The sequence below is a fragment of the Bradyrhizobium sp. USDA 4452 genome, assembly GCF_054063575.1.
The window spans coordinates 8466407-8487996 of the sequence record NZ_JBSSGK010000001.1; the positions used below are offsets into that span (position 1 = coordinate 8466407).

Sequence of the window (21590 nt, forward strand, 5' to 3'; positions counted from 1 at the left end):
ATTTGCTCGACGTCATCAGTGATGGCCCGGCTTTCGTGCCGGCGCCTGACGTTGAACGCTGGATCTTCGAAACCTTCATTGATGAGGGCTCGCCGCTCGAAAACCCGGAGCATGCCCATTTGCAGGGCGCGCGGATCGGCGTTCTTTGGACGTCGGTACCGAACGGGAAGCACGGACGGGCGATCGTTGGGCAAGCGCAGCTCTGCGGCGCAGGCGGCTCGGACAAGTGGGCCAAGGGCAAGCTCGAGCAGCAGCTAACCGATTGGTTCGGCGCGATCCCGGATTTCCTGGTGACGCTGTTCGCCCCCTATGCGGACCAGGCGAACGACGCGACGTTTTGCGCGCTGGTCGAGCATGAGCTTTCCCATTGCGGGCAGGAAAAGGACGAATTCGGCGTTCCGAAGTTCACGCGGAACGGGCCGTCCTACTGCATGCGCGGGCACGACATCGAGGAATTCATCGGCGTTGTTCGCCGCTATGGCGCTGATGCCGCCGGCGTGCGGGCGATGATCGACGCTGCCGCGGAGGGGCCAACGATCGCCGGCGCGGATGTGAGCTTTGCTTGTGGCAACTGTCTGAGGGGGAATTGATGGACGTTGGGCCTCATGCCGGCGGGTGCCTGATCTGGGCTTATCTGATCGCCCTGGGCGCGATCGTGTCGGCAATCCTGCTCTTTCACTGGATGGTCGGATGACGCGCGAACCGCTCCACGGTGTTGCCCTTGTCAGGGTCTCGACGTCGCCCGTGCACGTCGACAGCGAATTTTATGGTGTGTTCGTCAATGGCGAGCTGCGCCCGACGCGGTGGGGCACCTGGTCGGATGCCTTCCGCCACTTCATCGCGGAAATCAACGGCAACGACGAGCGGCCCGCGATGCGTGACGCAAAGCGCGCTGAATTCCTGGATGCCATGTTCGGCACCAACAAACCCGCAAAGGAGACTGCATGACTTTCCTGCCGCGTTTCATCGAACCGCCTTGCATCGTGGATCGGCGCCGGCCGGTGCAGGCCGATTGGTTCTGGTTTCTCTCGGATCTCGGCTTTCGCGACGTGCGCAACACCGCGTCGCGGATCTCGATCGCGCAGGGCATCGCAACGTTTCAGGGGGAAGCATGACCTACATCGCACTTCGTATCGAGAAAATGCCGTCCGGCGGCTTCGTGGTCGCTGAGGCCTACGACCGAAACCCTCAGATGTGCCCGCAAGGACCGCTGTTCGCCTCAACCACGATCGGCGAGGCGCTGGACTTCATCAAGGGGCAGCTCGCGCCGCCGATCTCCGGGGACAACTCGACCGCGCCGGCGAAGTGCGAAACCTGCGGGTCTGCGGGCATGTTTCGCTATTGCGGCCGTCGCGACTGCATCGGAGCGCCGGTCGCTGGTGAGAATTGGAGCGCCGAAGAGATAGCGGCCGCTCGCGCCGAAATGCGCAAGGCCGGCAATTACTTCTGAGCCGGCAGTTTCCGGCGACACAAGGGGAGACACGGGGAATAGATGAGCCAAACCGAACAACAGTTGCAGGACCGCGTACAAGAGCTTGAGGCGCTGCTAGGCGTCGGCAACGACGACGTTTCGCGGCTGTTGACGGTGCTCGATGCCACCCCGCAGCAATGCGAAATGGTCGGGTTCATGCTTCGGCGCGCCGTTGCCGGCCGTGAGGCAATGTTCACCGTCCTGTTTGGCGCCCGGCCTGAGTGCGACAAGCCGGAAATGAAGCTGATTGACGTGCAGATGGTGAAGGTGCGGGCCGCGCTCGAAAAGGTCGGCATCGCGGTTCACACCGAATGGGGCGCCGGCGGCTGGTCTCTCACGCGATCGGACAAGGCCAAGCTCCGCGCCATGATGGAAGGCCGCGAGCCGCCGCCGGCGGCGCTGCCTGTCGCTTCGCCGCAACCGTCGCCATTGCCGGCGCCTGGCGCGCGGGAAGCGATCCGCGAACGCCGCATGGCCTTCCTGGAGGGTGCGTGATGGCTACCAAGTATTTCTGCGACGTCTGCGATCGCGAGATGACGTGGGCCGATCTCGGCCGGATCAAGCGCACGGTCGGCAAGGTCTCGATTGAGATCGAAACCGCCTTTGATGGCGTCTGGAACGCCGGTCACATCTGCCATTCCTGCATTGTCGGCGTCGTCACGGCGCCGGCCGAACCTGCCAACCCCTCAAACCCGGAGATCCCATGAATTCCTATTCGAACATCAGCCCGAACGTCGTTGCCTTCGCTTTCGCGGTCGGCGCCGGGCTCGCCTTCGTCACCGATCACGGCTGGGCCGGCCTGCTGCTCGGGCTCGCCGCGCTGGCCTGTGTGGAGGGCTGAGACCAATGCACATCGCGTCGCGCGACGGCTACGCCTACAACGAGCACGGCATTGGATTTCAGCGGGGCAGCAAGCCCCACATCAACCCGAAGCACATTGACGGCCCGCTGCTCTGCGCTCGGGACGGTCGCCTGCACTGGTTGACCATGTGGGAGCGCCTTCGCCTCTGGCTCGGCGTTGAAACCGCCGAAAGCCTCGAGGCGAAGCATTGGCCGGCTCTCTCCAATCCCAGCGCGCTTTCAAGCGCGGCCGTGGAAGTTCTCGGGCAATTGTACGTATCTGGGCCGACTTGGGACGGGAACGTTGCGTCTAAGAATGGGCGCGGCGAACTCGTTCGCGCGGGCTTGGCCTGGCATCAGCACGGCTATGCGTCTCTGACGCCTGCGGGGGTCAACATCGCTGCCAGTTGGAGCCGGTCCGATCTGCGCCGGCGCAATTCTGACCGTTGGCTGCAAAAGCAGCGGGACTCGTGAAACGTTTCCTCTAGCGTTTCATAACGTTTCGCATGACCGCGGCACAGATCCTCCTGCCTCCTAAGCTCGTCCCGGTATTTCTCGGGGAGGCAATGTATCGCGGCGCCTACGGGGGCCGCGGGTCGGCCAAGACGCGCTCGTTTGCCAAGATGACGGCCGTGCGGGCGATGATGTGGGCGCAGGAAGGCCGCGAGGGCATCATCCTGTGTGGCCGCGAGTTCATGAATTCGTTGGCTGACAGCTCGTTCGCTGAGGTCAAGGCGGCGATCGCGTCCGAGCCGTTCCTGAAAGCCTTCTTCGACGTCGGCGACACATACATTCGGACGAAATGTAAGCGGATCACCTACGTCTTTGCCGGATTGCGGCACAACCTCGACAGCATCAAGTCGAAAGCGCGCATTCTGCTGCTGTGGGTCGATGAGGCCGAGACGGTTAGCGATGACGCCTGGTCGATCACGATCCCGACCGTTCGCGAAGAGAACGCGGAAATCTGGGTCACCTGGAACCCCGCCAGCAAGAAGAGCGCGACGCACAAGCGTTTCCGGTTGAACCCGCCGGAAGGTGCGAAAATCATTGAGCTGAACTGGCAGGACAATCCGTTCTTCCCGGCGATCCTCAACAAGACGCGGCTCGATGACCTGAAAAACAGGTCGGAGGAATATGAGTGGGTGTGGAACGGCGCTTTCCGGACCTTCGTCAAGGGCGCCTATTACTCAAAGGGCCTGATCGAGTGCAAAGCCCAAAACCGGATCACGTTCGTTCCGCGCGATCCGCTCATGCAGGTTCGAGCCTATTTCGACATCGGCGGTACCGGCGCGCGCGCAGACGCGGTTGCGATCTGGATTGCCCAATTCGTCGGGCAGAAAATCAACGTCCTGGACTACTACGAGGCGCAAGGGCAGGAGCTATCGGTTCACCTGCAATGGATGCGCGATCGGAAGTGGGATAAGGCCTGGGTGATCCTGCCCCATGACGGCGCGCACGGGGACAAGGTTTTCGCGACGTCCTATGAAAGCGCGATCCGGGAGGCCGGCTTTGACGTGCTGGTGATCCCAAACCAGGGGCAGGGCGCGGCCTCGGCGCGCATCGAGACAGGCCGGCGGCTTTTCCCGCGGATATTCTTCAACGAGGAAACGACCGGCGACGGGCGCGACGCGCTCGGCTGGTATCATGAGAAAAAATCCAACGATGACCGCGAAATCGGTCTCGGGCCGGATCACGACTGGAGTTCGCATTGTGCCGATGCCTTCGGCCTGATGTGCATTCACTATGACCAGCCGGCCGGTGCACCGCCGCCGCGGGAGCGCTACGGGCGGCGCGCCAGCTCGGGCGGCGGCTCCTGGCAAAGCGTCTGAGGAAAGCCGCTCGAACGGCCGGACTTGAACCGGCGGCCTCGCGTTTCGGTGCCTTTAGCTTGCACCGGGTAACCCGCGCTCTATCCAGCTGAGCTACGTTCGAGCGCGCCGAATATAGCACGCTTCGGCGGTCTGAAAAATCATTTCCGGCCCGGTGGTAGCACCAAGCTTCACCGATCGGATGATTTTTGATGCTGAACGACGCGGGCGGCTACGGGCAGGGCGAAGAGGGCGAGCGCGAGGCGCCGACCGATGCCGACCAGATTTTCCAGAAGCTCCAGAAGTTGTGCAAGCGCGACTTCAACAGCAAGGGCCAAACGGCCTGGCGCGCCGCGGCCCGCGAGGATTTCGATTTTGAGGCCGGCGAGCAGCTTACGGCCGATGACAAGGCCATTCTCGAGGACGCCAAGCGCCCGATTGTGATTTTCAACCGTGTCGGGCCTGTGGTCGACAGCGTGTCGGGCCAAGAGGTCGGCAACCGGCAGGAGGTTCAATTCCTGCCGCGCTCCGAGGGCGATGTTCAAGTCAACGAGCTGCTGACGGCCGCGGCAAAGTGGTTCCGGCAACAGTGCGACGCCGAGGACGAGGAAAGCGACGCCTTCCGCGACATGGTTGTTTGCGGCATGGGCTGGACCGAAACCCTTCTGGACTACGAGGACAATCCGGAAGGCGACCCCAAGATTGAGCGGCGCGACCCGCTGGAAATGGTCTGGGATAGCGGCGCTTCCAAGCGAAACCTGCGGGACATGCGACGGGTTTTCCACATCCGCCGCGGCGTGCCGCTCGATGAGGCCAAGGCGCTGTGCCCGGGCGATCCCGATCGGCCGTTCGAGGACAGCGATTACAACGCCTCCTGGATTGATGACGTCGGCGCCGCCGACGAGGGCAAGCCGCACGAAAACGACAATCGGTTTTACGACAAGCCGCAGACCGGAGAGGGCGAGGACAGCGACGACGGCGTGACGATGGTCCGCGCGCAGTGGTGGGAGCGCGTGCCGGTTTATCTGGTCCTTGATCCGACCGACCCGGCCGGCGAAAAAATCCTGACGCTCGACAAGGACGAATTCGAGGATCTGAGCGCAAAGGCCAAGCTCGCCGGCGGCAAGCTGCGGTTCACCAAATCGACGCGCAAGGTGTACCGGCAGGCCTATTTGGGCTCGGTGCTGCTCGAGATCGGCGACGCACCCTGCGAGGGCCATTTCTCGTTCCAGTGCATGACCGGCAAGCGGGACCGGAACAAAAACACCTTCTTTGGCCTCGTCCGCGCCATGAAAGACCCGGCGCGCTGGTCGAATAAGTGGATGTCGCAGACCATGCACATCATGAACACGACCGCGAAGGGTGGTGTTGCGGTCGAGCGCGGGCAGTTCTTCGACAACGACGACGACGGGCAAGCATCCTGGGCGAAACAGGACACGGTGACGTTCCTCAAGCCTGGCGCGCTCGGCGCGAGCCCGAAGTTCGTCCAGAAACCGACGTCGCAATTCCCGCAATCGTCGTTCGAGCTGATGCAATACGCCGTTACGTCGCTCCGTGACGTTTCGGGCGTCAACGTCGAAATTCTCGGCATGCAGAGCGCGGCCGGGCAGGCGGCGAGCCTGGATCTACAGCGCAAGCAATCGGCGCTGACCATCCTCCAACCGCTGTTCGACAGCTTGCGCCGGTACCGAAAGCAGCAAGGCCGGCTAATGCTCTACCTGATCGAGCATTACCTTTCGGACGGCCGCCTCATCAAGATCGAGGGCGAGGAAAACGCGCAGTACGTCCCGCTGATCCGCCAGCAGGTTTTCACCAACAGCACGCAATATGACGTGATCGTGGACGAAAGCCCGACGTCGGCGAACCAGAAAGAGGCCACTTGGGCGATGTTGCAGCAGCTCTTGCCGGTCATCGGCAAGATGCTGCCGCCGGCAACCTGGCTCGCGCTGCTCAAGTATTCGCCGCTGCCGACGTCGGCGCAAAAGGCGATCTCGGACAGCATCCAGCAGTCCCAAAACCAGCCCGATCCGGAGCAACAGAAGCGCGACGCCGATTTGAAGCTCGAGAACGACAAGGCGCAAGCCAAGATCGCCAACGACAAGGCCGCATCTGACGCCAAAATCCAGAACATGCGCGCGGAAACGGATGCCTCGATCGCGCTCGATCGCGAGAAGGCGCAGCACGACGCCATGTTGAAGGCGCTCACGGCGCCCCCGGCGACCGGGCCGGACGGGGCGCCTGTGCCTGGCGGTGGTGGCGGCGACGTCGCCGCGCTCGTCATGGCCTTCATGCAGGAAATGCGGCGCGACATGAACACGCTCGCGACCGCGCTCAACACCCCGAAAAAGCTGATCCGCGATCCGCAGACCGGCGAAATCGTCGGCATCGCACCCGTAGGGACCAACTAAATGGCCGCTTTCAACAAGTTCAACGTTTTCATGGGTGACCTTGGCAACAAGGTCCACAATCTGACCGCGGACGCGCTCAAGATCCTGCTTACCGACGTGGCGCCGGTGGCAACCAACACCGTGAAAGCGAACCTGACGGAAATCGCCGCAGGCAACGGCTACACCGCCGGCGGCGGCGCGGCGTCATTCACGTCCTGGACGCAGGCGACCGGCGTTTGGAAGCTCATTTTGCAGCCGGTCCTGTTCACGGCGGCCGGCGGCAGCATCGCTCAATTCCGCTATGCCGTCCTCTACAACTCGACGCCGGCCGGCGGAAACCTGATCGGATGGTGGGACTACGGCGCCGAGGTCAACTTGACCAACGGCAATAGCTTCACCGTCCAGCTCGACACCACTAACGGCGTGTTCACGCTCACCTAATGGCAAGCTCATTCCTCGACGTCTGTCGTTTCAATCCGACCGCTGGCGGCACCACGGATTGGACCTATTCGAGCGCGGTCACGGGCTATCAAAGCCCGGCGGCTGCGGGTGCCGTCAACGGTGCGGTCTACAGCTACCGGGCCGAAAGCGCGGACCTGTCGCAATGGGAGGTTGGTTTCGGTGCCTACAACACCGCTACCGGCGTGCTCTCCCGAACCACGGTGCTTTTCAACTCGGCTGGCAGCACGGCGAAAATCAGCTTCTCGGCCGCGCCGCAAGTCGCTGTGGTGGCGCTCGGCGAGGATTTGCTTCTGTTCAATAGCGCAATGTCGCTAACGGCGCCGCAGAAGGCTAAGGCGCGGTCCAACATTTCAGTAGGGGCATTTTCAGCCCACAAGAACAGCACCGATCAAACTGGTGTTGCATCAGGAGTCTACACCAAGGTCACGTTCGGCACCAAGCTCTACGACGTCGACAACACGTTTGATGCCGTCACCAATAACAGGTGGACGCCGCCAGCAGGCATCGTTCTCATCGATGCGTCGGTCTGGGTGACGGGAACGTGGCCGGTAGGAACGCCAATCACGGCCGTTATCTACAAGAATGGCGCCGCGTTCAGAGGCGGTTTCATAGACACGGGCTTGGCCAACGATGGCGTTGGATCGATCAGTATGACGGATAGTGCCAACGGCACCGACTATTACGAGCTTTTCTGTCAGGTGAACACGACGTCCGGAACGGTTACGTTCAAGGGTAATCCCACCTGGACGTGGTTCATGGGCACACTTCTCTAAGGGATAAAGCATGTCCCTTCTCGGCTTCGACGCGGTAGGGCGTCTCGCCCTCGGGCAAGTCAGGCAGGCCGGCCCGGTCAACATCAGCCTTCCGGCGGCGGCGGGCAGCTTCGCGCTCGCCGGCGTTGTTATCACGTTCAAGCTAACTGAGGCGGTGACGGTCGGCGGCTATGCGCTGGCCGGTGTCGCCGCCGGCGGCAAGATCACTGAAACCGCGGCGCCCGGGGCGTTCGCGCTCTCGCTGAAAGCCGCGACCTTCGCAACGGCATTCGGCGCGGCGCCTGGCGCCTTCACGCTGACGGGCAACGCGGCAAATGAGCCCGTGGTTGAGGATGCCGACCCCGGCGCGTTCCTGTGGACGGGAAATGACGCGCCGCTGATCCGGACCGGCTATGACTACGACGTCCAACAGGGTGGCATCGGCCATTACCTCGAGGAATTGGAGCGGGTGCGCCAGCTCCAGCGGATCACGCGCAATCCCGGTGTGCCGATCGACCGCCGATCTCGGCCCCGTTTCCAGCCGATCGGGAGGCCGCTGGTCGAGCCGCCGGCGCCGGCCCCAGATGTGCAGGCAATCGCCCGCGAACGCATGGCGGCCCAAATGGCGGCCGTGGCTGCACAGAAAAAACGTCGGGACGAAGAGGCCTTGTTACTTCTCGCTTGCTAGGCGCGGTTAACGCTTGATCCGCGCGCACGGCGTTTCCCGTGTTTCCTGCGGCGGCAGTACCGCCAGAAAGCGACAACATGAACTTTGAAGGGATCGAAGGCGGCGCCGGCGGCGGTGGTCCGACCATGACGGCGGACGAAGAGGCGTTTTTCACCAGCGGCGGCGAGAAGGAAATTCCGAGTGATGAAGCTGGCGGCGGCCACACCGGCGGAAGCGCTGAGGGCGCTGGTTCTGGAGCTGCCGGCGATGCTGGTTCGGACAAGTCCGGCACCGCGGGCAACGACCAGGGCGGCGAGGGTAAGGGCAACCAGCATATTCCGCTGGCAACGTTCCTCGAGGAAAAGAACGCCCGCAAGGATCTCGCGCGGCAGCTCGCGGATGCGCAGCGGCAGATTGCGGAATTCACGGGCAAGTTTTCGATTATCGAACGCCTCAAGCTCGCCGGCACCGACCCGGGCACCCAACAGCCGGCCGCGCCGCCGTCGCCGGAAGAGGACATTTTCGGCGCTGTGAAGCACGTCGGCGAGACCGTCGCCCAGATGCAAAAGCGGCTCGATGACCAGGCCGCGGCCGAAAAGCAGGCGAAGGAAACCGCAACGGCTCAAACCGAGTTCGTGAACCGTTACCGCAACGACGCGGAAACGTTTCAGAAATCGAACCCGGATTATCGAACCGCTTATGACTTCCTCCTACAGTCGCGTGCATCCGAGTTGCAGGCGATCGGTTACGACACTCCGGAAGCTCTGCATCAGGCGCTTATCGCGGACGAAACCGCTATCGCTCAGATGGCATTCGAGCGCGGCAAGAGCCCGGCGGAAATGATCTATGCGCTTGCGAAACAGCGCGGGTATGCGAAGGCCGCGGCCGATCCATCCAAGGGCAAGGGCGCGGAAAAGCTCGACGCAATCGAGCGAGGGCAGGCGGCCAATAAGAGCCTGTCCAACACCGGCGGCAACGCAGGCGACGCGGACATGACCGCGGAAGCTCTGATTGCAATGCCGGCGGATGAGTTCGAGGCCTGGACTGCAAAGAACCCGGCCAAGGCTCGGCGACTGTTCGGCGGCTGATCGCCGCCCTTGAGTGAGTAAGGCCCGCGGACGCCTCAATTCCGTTTTCGGCTGGCGCCCGTCATCGCGCCACGCCTCCACCGAAGGCGGGAAATCTCGGTGTTGCGCTCGATCGCGGCGAATTGCGGTCAACCCCCAACACCGAGATCAACCCCTTTTTTGAGGCGAGCGAATGTCTGTCACTTCCTACGGCGTTAACAACGCCCTTTCCAACAAGCTGTGGGCGAAAAAGCTCAACGTCGAAGCTCTGAAACAGACCTATTTCGGTCAGTTCATGGGCGAGGGCGCCAACAACATGATCCAGGTCAAGACGGAGTTCGACCAGAACGCCGGCGACAAGGTGACCATCGGTCTGCGCGTCCAGCTCACCGGCGATGGCACCACCGAAGGCCAGACCCTCCAGGGCAACGAAGAGAACCTGACCACCTACAACGATGCGTTGGTGATCAACGAGCTCGCCCATGCCGTGCGCGTCAAGAACAAGAACACGATCGACGCGCAGCGCGTTCCGTTCAATCTGCGGGACGAGGGCAAGGACGGTCTCACGGACTGGTTCTCGAACCGCTTTGACACCTGCATGGCGAACCAGCTTGCCGGCAATACGCTGGTGGTCGATCCCCGCTATACCGGCAACAACGTGATCACCGCGCCGACCAACCTTTATCGCCCCGGCGGCGCGACCGATGACGCGACCATCAACGGCGACAACACCAAGACGTTCAGTCTGAGCATCATCGATGCCCTGGTCGAGCGCGCCGGCACCATGTCGCCGCTGATCCGTCCCATCAAGATCGGCGGCCGGAAGAAGTACCTCGCTTTCCTTCACGACTACCAGGTGACGGACATGCGCACTTCGACCTCGGCCGGCCAGTGGCTCGACATCCAGAAGGCCGCGCTCGCCGGCGGTGCTGGCTCGAATTCGCCGATCTATACCGGCGCGCTCGGCGAGTACAACGACTGCATTCTGCACAAGTGGAACCGCTTGCCGCAGGGCATTTCGAACGCCGGCGCGTACCAGCCCAACACCCGGCGCGGCGTGTTCTGCGGTGCGCAGGCGGCGGCGGTCGGCTTCGGCAAGGAGTTCGCGAAGGGCTCCCACTTCAAGTGGGTGGAAGAGCTGTTCGACTACGAGCGCGAGCTTGGCGTTTCGGCTCAGACCGTGTGGGGCATCAAGAAGAGCGTTTACAACGCCGCCGACTTCGCGGTGATCCCGTTCACCACCTACGCCGTCCAGCACTAAGCCGGGCGCCGAACTGATCCCGTAACCCCATGAGGACAAGGCCCGCGGAAGCCACAGCGCTCCGCGGGTCACCCTCAAAGCTCCGAAAGGGAGAATTCATGTCTACCGCTCGCAAGAATGCGCTCCAGCTCGTTCACTATCTGCGCTTCAAGTTCAATTTCGGTGATGCCGCTTCCGGCGTTGCCGCGCTGAAACAGTGGCTCCCGGCGGGGGCCATTCCGCTCCGCGCGAACGTCTACAAAACCACGGCATGGAATTCCGCGACCTCGGCGGCTCTGAGCGTCGGTTTCGTTGGCGGCACCGGTACCGAACTTGTCAACGGCGCCGACGTCAAGACCGCGACCGGCCTTGCCGCTGGCACGCTCTCGGGCGCCGCGCTGGCTCCGCTCGCTGCGGATACGCAGGTACAGGCCGCGGTTGCCTTTGTCGGCGCGCCGACCGCGGGTGCGGCCTATGTCGTGGTCGAGTACGTCGTGGATAACGACCTCAACGCCGGCCAGTGATCCGCAAGGGGGCGCCTTCGGGCGCCCTCTCTTTCAATCCGCCAATCTTGGGGAAGCTAAATGACAACTGGCGTTGACGATACCGGCCGCGACATGGCCCAAAAGGTCGGCAATCCCGTCATCTACAATATGCCGCCCGCGGCCAGCTACGCCGGCAACCAGACCTATACGCCGTCCGATCTGCTCGGCGGCACCATCGTTCACGACGGCACCGGCGGCGTTACCGCAACGTTTCCGACCGCTGCGGCGCTTGTCGCTGCTATCCCCGGACAGGGCGGGGCGCGCGTCGGTGACACGCTGTATTGCCTCATCACGAACGGGGCGAACGTGTCCGGCGCGATCACGATCGGGCTCGGCTCGGGTGGCTCGTTCGATGCCAACCAGGGCGGCGGCTCGCGTACCATCCCGTTCGGCACGTCCAAGACGGTGCAAATCCGGATCACGAACGCGACGAAGGGGAGCGAGGCATACACGGTCTATTCGTGATGGATGCCGCGCTTTTCCTGATGCACTACGGCGCGGCGGCTCTCGAAAAGCCGCCGGCGCCGGTTTCGATCCCTTACCAGCGGCCGGCGGTGGACTATGGCGAGCTATTTGGACCTCCAAACCAGGATCGCGGGCGATCTGAGCCGCGACGATCTGGGAAGCCAAATCAAGGACGCAATCGGCGACGCAATCAAAAATTACGAGCGTGACCGCTTTTATTTCAACTACACGCGATCGCTGACGTTCCCGACCGTAGCCGGGCAGGTTGCCTATACCGGCTCGGACCTTCCGCAAATTCCGAACATCATCCGGATTGATCACCTGTTCTTGCGCGACACGGTGTCGACATTCGATCTCGATCGGATCGAGCCGGACGAATTCGAGTGGTTGCAGGGCAACAACACCGGGCCGGGTCGCTCCAACGTGTTCACCTACATTGACGGCCAAATCATGCTCTGGCCGATCCCGGCGGCCGTCTACACCCTGCGGCCGCACATGCATTACCGCCTGGCGGCGCTCGCCGCTGACACTGACAGCAACGCATGGACGAACGACGCGGAACAGCTCATCCGCGCGCATGCGAAGCTGCTGCTTTACACGAACGTAATCGAGGACACGGACGGGATGCAGCGCATGCAGCTCCAAATCCCGGCTTACAAGGGCAAGCTCGACTATGAGACCTCGGCGCGCATGTCGACGGGCAAGATCCACGGGACGAATTTCTGATGCCGTTGGTGCCCTTTGGAGAGTACAAGCCCGATCTCAGCGACTATGAGGCGCAGACCGGCCGCAACGTGCTCAACGTGGTGCCGCGCGGCGACGGCTACGGGCCGTTTCCAAGCCTCACGGCGCTCTCGCAGTCGCTTGGCGCGCAATGCCGGGGTGCCTTCGCGGCCTACAAGACTGACGGTTCCGTGGTCGTGTTCGCCGCCACGGCGTCCGATCTCTGGTTGATGGACAACACCACGTATGCGTTTTCCAAGGTGTCGCTCGCCGGCGGTCCGTATGCCGCGATCTCGGCGAACGACAATTGGCAGTTTGTCCAGTTCAACAACCTGGTGATTGCGGTTCAAGCGAACGTCGCGCCGCAGTTTTTCGATATTTCGAGTTCGACGGCCTTCGCGAACCTCGCCGGCAATCCGCCGCAGGCACGCTATATCGACGTCGTGGGCCGGTTTGTGGTGCTCGGCGGCCTGCTCACCAATCCAAATCGCGTGCAGTGGTCGGGCCTCAACGACGTGAACGGCGCGAATTCTTGGACGCCCGGCATCAACTCGGCCGATTACCAGGATCTCGCGGACGGTGGCTTTTGCCGCGGCATCGCCGGCGGCGAAACCGGCGTCATCCTGCAAGACAACATCATCCGGCGCATGATCTACCTGCCGGGCGATCCCCGCGTGTTTCAAATCCAGAAGATCGCGGAAGGTCTCGGCATCTATGGGCCGGGTAGCCTTGTGCGTTCGGGCTCGAGCATCTTCTTTTACTCGTTGAAGGGCTTCCATCGGATCGACCCTGGCGGGGTGCCGGTGCCGATCGGCCGCGAGCGCGTCGACCGCACGTTTTCAACCGATCTCGACGCGACCAACCCGCAGCTCTTCCAAGGCTTCGCCGATCCGCGCAGCTCGCGCGTCATCTGGGCTTACAAGTCGGTCAATGGCAGCGTGAACCAGTTCGACAAGGCGCTTTGCTACGACCAGGTGTTGGATCGGTTCACGCCGCTGCAAATCTCGGGTGAGTTCCTGTTCAAGATGGCGCAGCCCGGCATCACCCTTGAGGCTGTGGACACGCTGATCGGGTCGAACCTGGACGCAATCGTCCAGTCCTTTGACAGCCTGTCGACGGTCATCGTTCCGGAGCTGGCGGCGTTCTCGACCGATCACAAGGCGTCGTTCTTCCGCGGTCCGAACCTCGAGGCGACGCTTGAGACCTCCGAACAGGGGACCGATGGGCGCCGGGTCAAGCTCAAGATCGGCTTCCGGCCGGTCTCTGATGCGCCGGCGGTCTACGGCTCGGCCTCGCGCCGCGAAAACCTGCAAGCGACGGTGCAGGCCGGCGTTGAGCGGCTGGTCAATGCAGTGACCGGCATTTGCAACATGCTGGTTGACACCCGTTACAGCCGTTTCCGCTGCCGGATCCCCGCCGGCACGGTCTGGAATTTCATCAACGGGGTTGAGCCGGTCGACCTGGCCGCGAAGGGCAAGCGATGACGGTTTTTCTCCCGGATACCAACGAGCGCGACCTATCGAAATACGCGATCTCGCTCCAGCAATTGGCGAACGGGCGGTCCAACGCAACGGGCTCGGTGACGCTCGCCAGCGGCGCAACGTCCACGGTGGTCTCGGCGATCAATTGCGGGCCGGGAAGTGCGGTTTTCCTCTTCCCACGAACTGCTAACGCCGCGGCGGCATTGTCGGGAACGTTCGTGGGGACTGTCGGGAAGCAGTCTTTCACGATCACCCACGCCAACAACGCTCAAACGGACCGAACCTTTTTCTATGTCTGCCTTGGCTGATCTGATCTGCGTCCCGCCGCAGCGCGTCCGTGAAATCTGGCCGCGCGTCGAGGCTATGCTTGGGCGCGCGGTGCTGCGCACCGATCTCAGCCACACGGCGGATATTTTCCGCGACGTCCTCGAGGGTGACGGGCTTTTGTGGCTCGCCTGCGATGGCGAAAAGATCGAAGCCGCCGCGATCACGCTCTTGATGCGCACCGATCGGCATTTGGTCTGCCTGATTACCGCGCTCGGCGGCGAAAACCGGGACCGCTGGGTGCCGCTGCTCGAGCAGATCGAGGATTGGGCGAGGGCGGAAGGCGCGAAGCGCATGCGCCTCATGGGCCGCGTCGGCTGGGCGCGTGTCCTGAAAAACTACCACGTCTCGAACATCGTCATGGAAAGGGCGCTCTGATGGGCGGCACGTCAAAGAGCAGCACCACGCAAACGCAGTCGCTGTCGCCCTATGATCCGGCGTCGGGCGCGCTGAAAGGTCTCCTGGGCGGCCTTACCAATCTTGCGGGCTCTGCCGGGAGCGCCACGCCAGCCCAAACCGGCGCGCTTAGCACCATCGAGGCGAACGCGAACAACAACCCGTTTGCCTCGCCGATGACGTCCGGGACGCTCGGTCTGCTCAACGGCGGCGGCGCAACGAACAATGACGGCGCGATCCTGTCGAACCTGTCCGACCTGAAAAACGGCATCCTCGGGCAGACTGCCAGCGGTGCGAACATCGGCAACAATCCCGCTCTGAAAGCCCAGCTCGATCAGATTACGACGGATGTCACCAATTCGACCAACGGCGCATGGGCCGCGGCGGGTCGCGACGGCTCGCCGGGCAATGCGCAGGCGCTCGGCCGCGGCATCGCCTCTGGCGTCGCGCCGGTCATCGCGCAGCAGTACAACACGGACACGACCAACGCGCTCAATGCTGCGAATACGCTCTACGGTGCCGGGAACACGACCTACGGCATTCTGAATGCGAACAACGCGACGGCAAACCAGAACTTCACCAATGGTGTAGGCACGGCCGGAACGGCGCTCGATAGCCAGAATTGGGGCGCGAACGCGACCCTTGCGGCGGAAGCGCAGCGGTTCGGAATTCCCGCGTCGCAACTCACCACCTTGCTCGGGGCGATTTCGCCTGTCGCCGCGCAGTTCGGCACGCAAAACGGCACGTCGAACACGGAAAACCAGATGTCGGGCGCGCAGCAGTTCGCCACGATCGCGAGCGGCATCGGCTCGCTTTGGCCGAAGGGCAATATCAGTTTCGGGGGTTAAGGGATGGCTGGGCTTCTCGATCTTCTCACGGGGCAATCGGGTGCATCGCCCTTTAGTGCGCTGTATCCATCGCCGCTCCAAGGCGAGGCCGATCAGGCGCAGCAAGCGCGCGATGTCGCGGCGTCGGTGCTCGCGCGTCGTTTCCGCGGCGGTCCCGGCGCGGGGGCGCCGGCTCCGGATACGTTCGGCGCGGGCGCAACGCCTTTCAGCTTTGCCGGGCCTGGCTCGATGAACGTCGACCCGGCGACGCTCGCGCCTGCTCCTGCGCCAGTCGCGCCGCCGGCGGCTGCTCCTGCGCCTGTCGTGTCCGCACCTTCCACGGATACGTCATCGATCAATCGGCCCAACCGTGCGCCGGATGACTATATTCCGGTTGGAAATTACCAGATGCCGGCGTTTCGCGGTGGTGCACCGGCGCCGGCCGCGGCGGACGATGAGGAAGAGGCCGCGCCGGCGGCGCCTGGCGTGCGCGCGCCGGTGACGGCTGCTCCCGGTGCGCCGGCCTCGGCGCCGTTCTCGCTCGCTGGCGCGGGCGGCGGTGTCGGTGATCGGTTCATGAAGGCAACGCGCGGCTTTCTGGGCAACCTCGGCAACGGGCCGGTTGGTGCGCTCGCCGGCGGCCTCGGCGCGCTCGTAACCGGGCAGGAAACCGACCCTACCGCGATCGCGCAAGGCAAGCTGAACGCGACCGGTCAAGCGCTGCTCGCCAAGGGCGCGTCTGCGCCGGAAGTGCGCGCGGCGCTCGGCAATCCCGCGGTGATGAAGGCGCTGATTGATCAGTATTACGGCAAAGACAAATGGTCCGTTGTGCAGGTTGGCGAGGATGGCGACGGCCGCAAACAGTTCATGCAGCAAAACCAGGTGGACGGCACCTTGCGGCCGATCGGTGGCGCTGCCTCCGCCGCGGCCGGTGGTGCGAGCGATACCGTCACCGGGCCGGACGGCAAACCGATCCAGATCCCGCCGGGCGTCAACCGCAAGGAATTCATCAAGCGGGTGTCGGAAACGGCCGCGGATGCGGCGACGGGCAAGGCCACGGAAGCGCAGGCCAAGGCGTCGTCATTCGCCGCGCGCATGCAGCAGGCGGAAAGCATCCTCGGCGGCCTGCAAAACCAGGGATTGAGCGCGGGCCAGCGGATCGCGGGTGAAATCCCGCTCGCCGGCAACTACCTGCAATCGGCCGATTATCAGAAGTACAAAACCGCGGCTTCGGCGTTCATCACCGCCATGTTGCGGCAGGAAAGCGGCGCGGCGATCAACAAGAGCGAGTTCGAGCGCTACGAAAAGGAAATGTTCCCGCAGCCCGGCGACGCGCCGGCGGTGGTGCAACAGAAAGCGCAGATGCGCTCGGCGGCGATCCAGCAAATGCAGCGCGCGGCCGGCCCTGGCTACAAGCCGCCGTCTGCGGTGGCACCGGCGGCGAGCGGCAAGACTTCAAGCGGCGTTTCCTGGAGCGTGAACTAAATGGCTGTTCTCACGATCGGCGACAAATCGGTGACGGTTGGCGATGAGTTCTTGAAGCTCTCGCCGGATCAGCAAAACGCGACCGTTGAGGAAATCGCGTCCTCGATCGGCGCGAAGGCCGCGGCGCCGGCCGAACCGCCGGCGTCTCCGGTCACGGTCAACGATGTTGCGCGCTCGGCCGCGACCGGCGTTCCGATCATCGGCGGCGCGTTGAACAAGCTCGACGCGGCGACGAATGCCGCCCTCGCGCCGCTGCTCAATCGGTTCTTCGATGAAAAGGACCAATTGCCGGAAGCAACGTTTTCGGAACGTTACACGCACTCGCTGCGCGACCAGCAACGCGCCGACAAGAAGTTCGCGGCTGAACATCCGATCGTTGACACGGCCGCGCAGCTCGCGGGCGGTCTCGCTTCAATGGCGCCGGTGGTGACCGCAGCGCCGAAGGCGTTCGGCGTCACGGGCACGTTGCGGCAGATGGCGACGAATGGCGCGCTCTCGGGTGCGGCGTTGTCCGGCGCGGATGCTGCGGTGCGCGGCGAGGATATCGCGCCGGCGGCGACGGTCGGCGGCATCATCGGCGGCGCGGCCGGTCCGGTCGGTAAGGGCGTTGGCAAGGTTGTTTCCGCGGTCGCCGATCGGCTGAACCCAGCGGCGGCAGCGCCGCGCAACCTGGTCAACGTCGCCGGCGTCGATGTGCCGCTGTCGCAGTCGCAAATCACGCAAAACCCGGCTCTCTCGGCCGAAGAGCAAGTTTTGTTGCGCGGTGGGCGCGGTGAGCCCGCGCAGGCGCGCGCGCAGGCCTTCCGGGATCTGCAAGACGAGCGCGTAGGGCAGGCGAATGACGCAATCGCCGCCGGCCTCGATCCGACTGGCGGAGCGCCGCGCACGGTACCGCAGGACGCCGCGGAGCGAATTGCCGCGGAGTTGATCGCGCAGGAGCAAGCGCGCCAAGCCGCGGCGGCGGGCGTTCATGCCGGGCCAATGTCGCCGGCGCAGCAGGGCGAGGATTTGGCGCGCGCGCTCGGTCCCGCTGGCTCGAGCAATGACCAGGCCGAACGGATCGCCGCGGAATTGCTTTCGCAGGAACAGGCGCGGCAAGCGGCAGAGACTGCGAACCGGGCGGCGGTCGCGAACGAAGGCGGCGACCTGGCCAGGTCGCTGACGGGAAGCCGGAATGTGCTCGCGCCCTATGATGCGGCGGGAAGCCTCTCGGATCGCTTTGCCGCGGCCCGTGATGCGGCCAAGGCGGATTACCGCGGGAAGTATGACGCCACGGCCGCGGCTCCTGGGGAGTTCGCGCCGGGCTCGGCGGCCGGCTTCCGCGGCGACGTCGAGGCCGGCTTGCGGGAACGTGGCATCGACATCGCGCCAGGCGATCTCAACACCAGGGGCGCTCAACAGGCGATCGACGTCATCGACCGGCGCTTGAATGCCGAGGGGCCGGGTCGACCGCTGCCGGCGGCGACCGGCGATCTCGGCGCGGAGCACGCGCAAAACGTCGCGGACATCCGCGCGAAGTTCGGCGATGCCGTCGCGGCGGCCTATGATCGACAGAAAGCGGCGGCGCCGGCGGCTGTGCCGGCTCGCGCGGGACCGAAAGCGCAAAGCCTGCTCGAATTTATCGCGTCCAAGGGTGGCTTGGGGCCTGACGCGGAGCTGGCGGCGATCGGCGGCGAAGGTCATACCGTCAACGTCGAGGGCGTCGGGCGCCGCAAGCTGGTTCGTCAAGGCGGCTGGCCGCTTGATTACGCGCGCGAGGCGGCGGAAGAGGCCGGCTACCTGCGCGGCAACCATGCCGGAACGTCGACCGTCAATGATCTGCTCGACGCGATCGATGCGGAAATGCGCGGGCAAAAGCGCTATCCGGAAGGTTTCGAGGGCCATATTGGCAAGCGCGAGACGGCGGCGCGCTCGGAGCGCGAACAGCACGAATTCGACGCGCACATGCGCGGCATTGAAGATGATCTGAACGCCGCCGGCTATGGGCAGCTCGGCGGAGATGTGCGCCAGCGCGCCGTCAAGCTGATGTCGGAAGAGGGCGCGACCGCGGATGACGCGGTGGAGCGCGCTTTTCACCAACTGGAGCAAGAGGACGCCGCGGCGCTCTCCCGCGGGTCGGACTTCCCGGGCGATCGGCCGGCGACGCCGGCGGCGCAACCGGCTGGCGCGCCGTTCACCATGCGCGACGTCGAACAGGTGCGAAAGCAACTCTCGAGGATTTACGGCGACGCGCGGCGCGCGATGATGTCGGGCGGCTCGGGCTCGGACGTCTACGCGCTCGAGCACATCATGGACCAATTCGACGCGCGCGTGGCGCAAATGGTCGAGCAGGGCAAGTTTTCGGGTGACGGGCCGGCGGTGCTCCAGATGCAGCGCGACGCCCGCGCGTCGTTTGCCGACTACAAGCAAAAATTTGCAAAGCGCGGCGCCGGCGATGACGTCGGCGCGGCCGTTGAAAAAATTCTGGGGAAATTCTCCGACACCAAGGCCACGCCGGACACGATCGTAAACCTTGCCTACGGCTCGGCCTCGGCGCCTGGCGGTCAAATGCCGGTGCAAATCGCGCAGCGGATCGAACGGATTTTCGGCCGCAACTCGGAGGAGTTCGCAACTTACAAACAGGGGCTTTTCGCGCAGTTGATGGCAGGCGAGCCCGAGAAGGCTGCGGCCCGCATTGATGCGTTCTTGACCGGCACCAAGGGCCGGCTCCTGGCGCAAACCGTTTTTGCCGCGGACGAGCGCGCGGGTCTGGCGCGCTACGCCGATCGGCTGCGCTCGACGGTGCCCGGCGAAGCGAGCCCAACGCCTTCGGCGAACAAGATCCTTCGCGATCTGATGGGCGCGAATGGCGCCGGAACGGGCGTCAACGCGCCGGCGACCGCGCAAGAGCTGAAACAGCGGCTTTCGCCGGAAGGCTGGAACAGGGTCAAGACGATGGCTTTCCGCGAGCTGACGCAGGGCGAGCCGGCGGACGCTGCCGCGCGGATTGACGCCTTCTTGAACAACTCAAACAGCAGCGTTTTGGCTCAGACGATGTTTTCGCCTGGCGAGCGGAAATCACTTGCTGCCTACGGGGAACGGCTGCGCTCGAACAGCGCGAAGATTGAGCCCGAGACCGGCCCCGCGGCTGCGGCGCTGCGGCGCTACAGCGGCGCCGATGGCGCGCCGCCGGCGTCCTCAAACAAGATCATCAACGATCTGATGGGGTCGACCGGCAAGGGCAACGGCGTAAACGCGCCGCTGATCGCCGCAGCGCTGAAAGAGAGGCTTTCGCCGGAAGGTTGGACGTCGCTGCGTCAGGGCGTGTGGGAAAAGCTCACGAATGCCGGCGAGGGGAAAATTCCGTACGAAGCGCAAGCGCTCTCGCAACGGCTGCATGAGTTTCTGAACGGCGCGGGCTCGCAGCTCGCCGGCGTGCTCTACACCGACCAGGAACGCGCGCTCATGAGGCAACTGGCCGCGGTCTATAAGCAGATGATGCCGGTTAAGGGCACCACGAACCCGTCCGGAACGGCGCCTATGCTGGCGCGGATCGCGAACGGTGCGCGATCGTCGCTCTTGCCGCTGCTCGGCTTCAACACCGCTGGCCTGCCTGGCGCGGCCGTGGCGCTCGGCGTCGACAAGGGCTTGAGCCGGGTCGCGAACGCAAACCAGGCGCGCAAGGCAACGGAGCTATTTTTCGGCGAACAGCCGCGGCGCGCGGTCGATCCACGATTTGCGAGGGGCGCGGGTCTACTGTCTCAAGGTTCGCTGCCGGCGATCAATCACGGGCGCTCGCGTTGACGCTGGTCGTACAGGTGCGCGGCGAAGATCATGGCGCCGATTGTCACTAGGCCGCCGATGACGCCGAAGTGATCAACAATGCCGTGGGCGGCGAAACGAACGCCGGCCATAGCGACGGCGAATAACACGATGCAGGCAAGAAGTCTGGAGCCCAAATGAACCTCGTTGATCAGATTGTTGGTGTGGAAAGCGGCGGGGACGCGAACGCAAAAAACGCGAACTCTTCGGCGGCCGGGCCTGGGCAGTTCATTGATGCGACCTGGCTCGACATGCTGGCGAAGCATCGGCCGGACATCACCGGGACGCGCGATGAATTGCTTGCGCTCAAGACCGATCCGGCCCTCTCTCGCGAAATGACGGCGGCTTACGCCGCTGACAATTCGGGGATTCTAAAGGGCGCCGGGCTTCCTGTCACTCCCGGAACGCAATACCTCGCGCATTTTGCCGGGCCACAAGGCGCGGTCGGGATCTTGAGCGCCGATCCGTCAACGCCGGCCGGCGCGGTGCTCGGCGCCGGGGTGGTGAAGGCAAACCCGTTCGTCGGGAAGATGAGTGCGGGCGATCTCGCCGCCTGGGCGGATCGCAAGATGGGCGGGAAGGGCGCGCCTATGTCGATCGCCGGGCCGGCCGCGGCTCCCAGCTCGGCGACGGCGCCCGTTCCTGCTGGCGCTCAAGCGTCCGACGCGCCGCCTGCTGCGCCTGCGCAATCGTCGCCGGCGGTTCAAATCACGGGTTCGGGATCCGCCGCGCCAGCGGTCAACCTGGCGCAGCTCACGGCTGTACCCCAAGGCACAAATTTCTTGCCGGCTCTCCCTAATGTCTACGGCTTGAAGATCGCGCCGTTTTCATTCAGGGGCAGGGGTTAAG

The 21590-nt window shown here is 64.1% G+C and carries 26 protein-coding genes and 1 tRNA gene; 25 read left to right on the forward strand and 2 right to left on the reverse strand.

Features of this window, described 5'->3' with window-relative positions:
* The first annotated feature begins 2 nt into the window (after nucleotides 1-2).
* The 9 genes from ACVISU_RS40165 to ACVISU_RS40205 all read left to right on the forward strand — a co-directional run bounded on the left by ACVISU_RS40165 (nucleotide 3) and on the right by ACVISU_RS40205 (nucleotide 4140).
* The gene (locus tag ACVISU_RS40165; protein ID WP_456710619.1) at nucleotides 3-590 is read left to right on the forward strand and encodes a putative metallopeptidase; all 588 of its coding nucleotides are present in this window, start codon (nucleotides 3-5) and stop codon (nucleotides 588-590) included.
* A 100-nt stretch (nucleotides 591-690) separates the two neighbouring features.
* Nucleotides 691-948 (forward strand): hypothetical protein, encoded by a 258-nt coding sequence (locus ACVISU_RS40170; RefSeq protein ID WP_456710620.1) that lies wholly within the window; start codon nucleotides 691-693, stop codon nucleotides 946-948.
* Nucleotides 945-1115 (forward strand): hypothetical protein, encoded by a 171-nt coding sequence (locus tag ACVISU_RS40175; RefSeq protein ID WP_456710621.1) that lies wholly within the window; start codon nucleotides 945-947, stop codon nucleotides 1113-1115. Before ACVISU_RS40170 ends, ACVISU_RS40175 begins: the two co-directional genes overlap by 4 nt.
* Nucleotides 1112-1450, forward strand: a complete 339-nt coding sequence (locus tag ACVISU_RS40180; RefSeq protein ID WP_456710622.1) for a hypothetical protein — start codon at nucleotides 1112-1114, stop codon at nucleotides 1448-1450. Before ACVISU_RS40175 ends, ACVISU_RS40180 begins: the two co-directional genes overlap by 4 nt.
* A gap of 42 nt (nucleotides 1451-1492) precedes the next feature.
* On the forward strand, nucleotides 1493-1966 hold the full coding sequence (locus tag ACVISU_RS40185) for a hypothetical protein (RefSeq protein ID WP_456710623.1): 474 nt from the start codon (nucleotides 1493-1495) through the stop codon (nucleotides 1964-1966).
* The gene (locus tag ACVISU_RS40190; RefSeq protein WP_456710624.1) at nucleotides 1966-2178 is read left to right on the forward strand and encodes a hypothetical protein; all 213 of its coding nucleotides are present in this window, start codon (nucleotides 1966-1968) and stop codon (nucleotides 2176-2178) included. The genes ACVISU_RS40185 and ACVISU_RS40190 overlap by 1 nt, the downstream gene beginning before the upstream one ends.
* Nucleotides 2175-2312 (forward strand): hypothetical protein, encoded by a 138-nt coding sequence (locus ACVISU_RS40195; protein WP_456710625.1) that lies wholly within the window; start codon nucleotides 2175-2177, stop codon nucleotides 2310-2312. Before ACVISU_RS40190 ends, ACVISU_RS40195 begins: the two co-directional genes overlap by 4 nt.
* A 5-nt stretch (nucleotides 2313-2317) precedes the next feature.
* A complete protein-coding gene (locus ACVISU_RS40200) occupies nucleotides 2318-2785 on the forward strand; it encodes a hypothetical protein (protein ID WP_456710626.1) in 468 nt (155 codons plus the stop codon).
* A gap of 32 nt (nucleotides 2786-2817) precedes the next feature.
* Complete coding sequence (locus ACVISU_RS40205) at nucleotides 2818-4140, forward strand: PBSX family phage terminase large subunit (RefSeq protein ID WP_456710627.1); 1323 nt, start codon at nucleotides 2818-2820, stop codon at nucleotides 4138-4140.
* 9 nt (nucleotides 4141-4149) lie between these two features.
* Here ACVISU_RS40205 and ACVISU_RS40210 read toward each other — a convergent pair.
* Nucleotides 4150-4243, reverse strand: a tRNA-OTHER gene (locus ACVISU_RS40210).
* A gap of 88 nt (nucleotides 4244-4331) precedes the next feature.
* On the opposite strand from ACVISU_RS40210, the gene ACVISU_RS40215 reads away from it, so the two are divergent.
* From ACVISU_RS40215 to ACVISU_RS40285, 15 genes are all read left to right on the forward strand, one after another.
* A complete protein-coding gene (locus ACVISU_RS40215) occupies nucleotides 4332-6527 on the forward strand; it encodes a portal protein (protein WP_456710628.1) in 2196 nt (731 codons plus the stop codon).
* Nucleotides 6528-6947 (forward strand): hypothetical protein, encoded by a 420-nt coding sequence (locus tag ACVISU_RS40220; protein ID WP_456710629.1) that lies wholly within the window; start codon nucleotides 6528-6530, stop codon nucleotides 6945-6947.
* A complete protein-coding gene (locus tag ACVISU_RS40225; protein WP_456710630.1) occupies nucleotides 6947-7741 on the forward strand; it encodes a hypothetical protein in 795 nt (264 codons plus the stop codon). Before ACVISU_RS40220 ends, ACVISU_RS40225 begins: the two co-directional genes overlap by 1 nt.
* A gap of 10 nt (nucleotides 7742-7751) precedes the next feature.
* Nucleotides 7752-8408: a hypothetical protein gene (locus tag ACVISU_RS40230; RefSeq protein ID WP_456710631.1), complete on the forward strand. Its 657-nt coding sequence runs from the start codon at nucleotides 7752-7754 to the stop codon at nucleotides 8406-8408.
* Nucleotides 8409-8485: 77 nt separating this feature from the next.
* Nucleotides 8486-9475, forward strand: a complete 990-nt coding sequence (locus tag ACVISU_RS40235) for a hypothetical protein (protein ID WP_456710632.1) — start codon at nucleotides 8486-8488, stop codon at nucleotides 9473-9475.
* Between the two features lie 172 nt (nucleotides 9476-9647).
* On the forward strand, nucleotides 9648-10715 hold the full coding sequence (locus tag ACVISU_RS40240; RefSeq protein ID WP_456710633.1) for a N4-gp56 family major capsid protein: 1068 nt from the start codon (nucleotides 9648-9650) through the stop codon (nucleotides 10713-10715).
* Between the two features lie 98 nt (nucleotides 10716-10813).
* A complete protein-coding gene (locus ACVISU_RS40245) occupies nucleotides 10814-11218 on the forward strand; it encodes a hypothetical protein (RefSeq protein ID WP_456710634.1) in 405 nt (134 codons plus the stop codon).
* A gap of 60 nt (nucleotides 11219-11278) precedes the next feature.
* Nucleotides 11279-11704: a hypothetical protein gene (locus tag ACVISU_RS40250; protein WP_456710635.1), complete on the forward strand. Its 426-nt coding sequence runs from the start codon at nucleotides 11279-11281 to the stop codon at nucleotides 11702-11704.
* Nucleotides 11705-11800: 96 nt separating this feature from the next.
* On the forward strand, nucleotides 11801-12430 hold the full coding sequence (locus ACVISU_RS40255) for a phage adaptor protein (RefSeq protein WP_456710636.1): 630 nt from the start codon (nucleotides 11801-11803) through the stop codon (nucleotides 12428-12430).
* Entirely contained in the window at nucleotides 12430-13911 is a 1482-nt protein-coding gene (locus tag ACVISU_RS40260; protein WP_456710637.1) for a hypothetical protein, read from the forward strand. The genes ACVISU_RS40255 and ACVISU_RS40260 overlap by 1 nt, the downstream gene beginning before the upstream one ends.
* Nucleotides 13908-14216 carry a hypothetical protein gene (locus ACVISU_RS40265; RefSeq protein ID WP_456710638.1) on the forward strand — a complete coding sequence of 103 codons (309 nt, stop codon included), beginning with the start codon at nucleotides 13908-13910 and terminating at the stop codon, nucleotides 14214-14216. Before ACVISU_RS40260 ends, ACVISU_RS40265 begins: the two co-directional genes overlap by 4 nt.
* On the forward strand, nucleotides 14209-14610 hold the full coding sequence (locus ACVISU_RS40270; protein WP_456710639.1) for a hypothetical protein: 402 nt from the start codon (nucleotides 14209-14211) through the stop codon (nucleotides 14608-14610). Before ACVISU_RS40265 ends, ACVISU_RS40270 begins: the two co-directional genes overlap by 8 nt.
* Entirely contained in the window at nucleotides 14610-15476 is an 867-nt protein-coding gene (locus ACVISU_RS40275; RefSeq protein WP_456710640.1) for a tail fiber domain-containing protein, read from the forward strand. The genes ACVISU_RS40270 and ACVISU_RS40275 overlap by 1 nt, the downstream gene beginning before the upstream one ends.
* Nucleotides 15477-15941: 465 nt before the next feature.
* On the forward strand, nucleotides 15942-16940 hold the full coding sequence (locus ACVISU_RS40280; protein WP_456710641.1) for a hypothetical protein: 999 nt from the start codon (nucleotides 15942-15944) through the stop codon (nucleotides 16938-16940).
* Nucleotides 16941-20723 (forward strand): hypothetical protein, encoded by a 3783-nt coding sequence (locus ACVISU_RS40285; RefSeq protein ID WP_456710642.1) that lies wholly within the window; start codon nucleotides 16941-16943, stop codon nucleotides 20721-20723. It abuts the gene before it with no gap.
* On the opposite strand, the gene ACVISU_RS40290 is transcribed toward ACVISU_RS40285, so the two are convergent.
* Nucleotides 20705-20878 (reverse strand): hypothetical protein, encoded by a 174-nt coding sequence (locus ACVISU_RS40290; RefSeq protein ID WP_456710643.1) that lies wholly within the window; start codon nucleotides 20876-20878, stop codon nucleotides 20705-20707. The two genes, ACVISU_RS40285 and ACVISU_RS40290, sit on opposite strands and share 19 nt — an antisense overlap.
* Here ACVISU_RS40290 and ACVISU_RS40295 point away from each other — a divergent pair, their 5' ends adjacent.
* Nucleotides 20879-21589: a hypothetical protein gene (locus ACVISU_RS40295; protein WP_456710644.1), complete on the forward strand. Its 711-nt coding sequence runs from the start codon at nucleotides 20879-20881 to the stop codon at nucleotides 21587-21589. It begins immediately after the preceding gene.
* Nucleotide 21590 lies beyond the last annotated feature (1 nt).

Coding starts and splice junctions, on each gene's coding strand:
- ACVISU_RS40295 (WP_456710644.1), top strand. CDS start 20,879: ATGAACCTCGTTGATCAGATTGTTGGTGTGGAAAGCGGCGGGGACGCG.
- ACVISU_RS40240 (WP_456710633.1), top strand. CDS start 9,648: ATGTCTGTCACTTCCTACGGCGTTAACAACGCCCTTTCCAACAAGCTG.
- ACVISU_RS40250 (WP_456710635.1), top strand. CDS start 11,279: ATGACAACTGGCGTTGACGATACCGGCCGCGACATGGCCCAAAAGGTC.
- ACVISU_RS40170 (WP_456710620.1), top strand. CDS start 691: ATGACGCGCGAACCGCTCCACGGTGTTGCCCTTGTCAGGGTCTCGACG.
- ACVISU_RS40260 (WP_456710637.1), top strand. CDS start 12,430: ATGCCGTTGGTGCCCTTTGGAGAGTACAAGCCCGATCTCAGCGACTAT.
- ACVISU_RS40225 (WP_456710630.1), top strand. CDS start 6,947: ATGGCAAGCTCATTCCTCGACGTCTGTCGTTTCAATCCGACCGCTGGC.
- ACVISU_RS40275 (WP_456710640.1), top strand. CDS start 14,610: ATGGGCGGCACGTCAAAGAGCAGCACCACGCAAACGCAGTCGCTGTCG.
- ACVISU_RS40285 (WP_456710642.1), top strand. CDS start 16,941: ATGGCTGTTCTCACGATCGGCGACAAATCGGTGACGGTTGGCGATGAG.
- ACVISU_RS40265 (WP_456710638.1), top strand. CDS start 13,908: ATGACGGTTTTTCTCCCGGATACCAACGAGCGCGACCTATCGAAATAC.
- ACVISU_RS40205 (WP_456710627.1), top strand. CDS start 2,818: ATGACCGCGGCACAGATCCTCCTGCCTCCTAAGCTCGTCCCGGTATTT.
- ACVISU_RS40215 (WP_456710628.1), top strand. CDS start 4,332: ATGCTGAACGACGCGGGCGGCTACGGGCAGGGCGAAGAGGGCGAGCGC.
- ACVISU_RS40185 (WP_456710623.1), top strand. CDS start 1,493: ATGAGCCAAACCGAACAACAGTTGCAGGACCGCGTACAAGAGCTTGAG.
- ACVISU_RS40180 (WP_456710622.1), top strand. CDS start 1,112: ATGACCTACATCGCACTTCGTATCGAGAAAATGCCGTCCGGCGGCTTC.
- ACVISU_RS40200 (WP_456710626.1), top strand. CDS start 2,318: ATGCACATCGCGTCGCGCGACGGCTACGCCTACAACGAGCACGGCATT.
- ACVISU_RS40235 (WP_456710632.1), top strand. CDS start 8,486: ATGAACTTTGAAGGGATCGAAGGCGGCGCCGGCGGCGGTGGTCCGACC.
- ACVISU_RS40220 (WP_456710629.1), top strand. CDS start 6,528: ATGGCCGCTTTCAACAAGTTCAACGTTTTCATGGGTGACCTTGGCAAC.
- ACVISU_RS40230 (WP_456710631.1), top strand. CDS start 7,752: ATGTCCCTTCTCGGCTTCGACGCGGTAGGGCGTCTCGCCCTCGGGCAA.
- ACVISU_RS40175 (WP_456710621.1), top strand. CDS start 945: ATGACTTTCCTGCCGCGTTTCATCGAACCGCCTTGCATCGTGGATCGG.
- ACVISU_RS40245 (WP_456710634.1), top strand. CDS start 10,814: ATGTCTACCGCTCGCAAGAATGCGCTCCAGCTCGTTCACTATCTGCGC.
- ACVISU_RS40195 (WP_456710625.1), top strand. CDS start 2,175: ATGAATTCCTATTCGAACATCAGCCCGAACGTCGTTGCCTTCGCTTTC.
- ACVISU_RS40190 (WP_456710624.1), top strand. CDS start 1,966: ATGGCTACCAAGTATTTCTGCGACGTCTGCGATCGCGAGATGACGTGG.
- ACVISU_RS40255 (WP_456710636.1), top strand. CDS start 11,801: ATGGCGAGCTATTTGGACCTCCAAACCAGGATCGCGGGCGATCTGAGC.